At 51.7% G+C, this 1,301-nt stretch carries 15 tRNA genes; all 15 read left to right on the top strand.

Annotation, left to right across the window (positions count from 1 at the left end):
- Positions 1–3 precede the first annotated feature (3 nt).
- The 15 genes from M1R56_RS09910 to M1R56_RS09980 all read left to right on the top strand — a co-directional run bounded on the left by M1R56_RS09910 (position 4) and on the right by M1R56_RS09980 (position 1,295).
- Positions 4–76: transfer RNA gene (locus M1R56_RS09910), tRNA-Val, on the top strand.
- A gap of 2 nt (positions 77–78) precedes the next feature.
- A tRNA-Asp gene (locus M1R56_RS09915) sits at positions 79–151 on the top strand.
- Positions 152–175: 24 nt separating this feature from the next.
- A tRNA-Lys gene (locus M1R56_RS09920) sits at positions 176–248 on the top strand.
- Between the two features lie 5 nt (positions 249–253).
- A tRNA-Leu gene (locus tag M1R56_RS09925) sits at positions 254–335 on the top strand.
- A 12-nt stretch (positions 336–347) separates the two neighbouring features.
- Positions 348–420: transfer RNA gene (locus M1R56_RS09930), tRNA-Thr, on the top strand.
- Positions 421–447: 27 nt separating this feature from the next.
- A tRNA-Gly gene (locus tag M1R56_RS09935) sits at positions 448–519 on the top strand.
- A 7-nt stretch (positions 520–526) separates the two neighbouring features.
- Positions 527–612, top strand: a tRNA-Leu gene (locus M1R56_RS09940).
- A gap of 8 nt (positions 613–620) precedes the next feature.
- Positions 621–694, top strand: a tRNA-Arg gene (locus tag M1R56_RS09945).
- 16 nt (positions 695–710) lie between these two features.
- Positions 711–784: transfer RNA gene (locus tag M1R56_RS09950), tRNA-Pro, on the top strand.
- Between the two features lie 5 nt (positions 785–789).
- Positions 790–863: transfer RNA gene (locus tag M1R56_RS09955), tRNA-Met, on the top strand.
- Between the two features lie 13 nt (positions 864–876).
- A tRNA-Ile gene (locus tag M1R56_RS09960) sits at positions 877–950 on the top strand.
- 11 nt (positions 951–961) lie between these two features.
- Positions 962–1,051: transfer RNA gene (locus tag M1R56_RS09965), tRNA-Ser, on the top strand.
- A gap of 10 nt (positions 1,052–1,061) precedes the next feature.
- A tRNA-Met gene (locus M1R56_RS09970) sits at positions 1,062–1,135 on the top strand.
- A gap of 3 nt (positions 1,136–1,138) precedes the next feature.
- Positions 1,139–1,211: transfer RNA gene (locus M1R56_RS09975), tRNA-Phe, on the top strand.
- Positions 1,212–1,224: 13 nt separating this feature from the next.
- Positions 1,225–1,295 (top strand) — tRNA-Gly (locus tag M1R56_RS09980).
- Positions 1,296–1,301: the final 6 nt, after the last annotated feature.

The raw sequence follows: 1,301 nt of genomic DNA on the forward strand, positions 1-1,301 counted from the left end.
AAAGGGAGTTTAGCTCAGCTGGGAGAGCATCTGCCTTACAAGCAGAGGGTCAGCGGTTCGATCCCGTTAACTCCCATAGGTCCCGTAGTGTAGCGGTTATCACGTCGCCCTGTCACGGCGAAGATCGCGGGTTCGATTCCCGTCGGGACCGTTTAAGATAACGTAAGTTATTTTAGACTCGTTAGCTCAGTTGGTAGAGCAATTGACTTTTAATCAATGGGTCACTGGTTCGAGCCCAGTACGGGTCATCATTGCGGGTTTGGCGGAATTGGCAGACGCACCAGATTTAGGATCTGGCGCTTAACGGCGTGGGGGTTCAAGTCCCTTAACCCGCATAATAGAAATAAGCCGGCTTAGCTCAGTTGGTAGAGCATCTGATTTGTAATCAGAGGGTCGCGTGTTCAAGTCATGTAGCCGGCATTTTTTTAATATAACCAAGAGGTCGATGCGAACGTAGTTCAGTGGTAGAACACCACCTTGCCAAGGTGGGGGTCGCGGGTTCGAATCCCGTCGTTCGCTTAGAGAGGCCGGGGTGGCGGAACTGGCAGACGCACAGGACTTAAAATCCTGCGATTGGTAACGATCGTACCGGTTCGATCCCGGTCCTCGGCATATAAAGAGCACCCTTAGCTCAACTGGATAGAGTACCTGACTACGAATCAGGCGGTTAGAGGTTCGACTCCTCTAGGGTGCATTTTTTCTATTTAACTCGGGAAGTAGCTCAGCTTGGTAGAGTACTTGGTTTGGGACCAAGGTGTCGCAGGTTCGAATCCTGTCTTCCCGATTGATGGCGGTGTAGCTCAGCTGGCTAGAGCGTCCGGTTCATACCCGGGAGGTCGGGGGTTCGATCCCCTTCGCCGCTATAATGATCTTGTTGGACCTTTAGCTCAGCTGGTTAGAGCTCTCGGCTCATAACCGAGTGGTCGTAGGTTCAAGTCCTACAAGGTCCATTAAATACTATGGAGGATTACCCAAGTCCGGCTGAAGGGAACGGTCTTGAAAACCGTCAGGCGTGTAAAAGCGTGCGTGGGTTCGAATCCCACATCCTCCTTTATTATTAACGCGGGATGGAGCAGCTCGGTAGCTCGTCGGGCTCATAACCCGAAGGTCGTAGGTTCAAATCCTGCTCCCGCAATAAGGCTCGGTAGCTCAGTTGGTAGAGCAATGGATTGAAGCTCCATGTGTCGGCGGTTCGATTCCGTCTCGCGCCATATTTGTTTTTATGCGGGTGTAGTTTAGTGGTAAAACTACAGCCTTCCAAGCTGTTGTCGCGAGTTCGATTCTCGTCACCCGCTTTGAAC

The organism is Streptococcus sp. oral taxon 431 (assembly GCF_023115445.1).
Taxonomy (GTDB): Bacteria; Bacillota; Bacilli; order Lactobacillales; family Streptococcaceae; genus Streptococcus.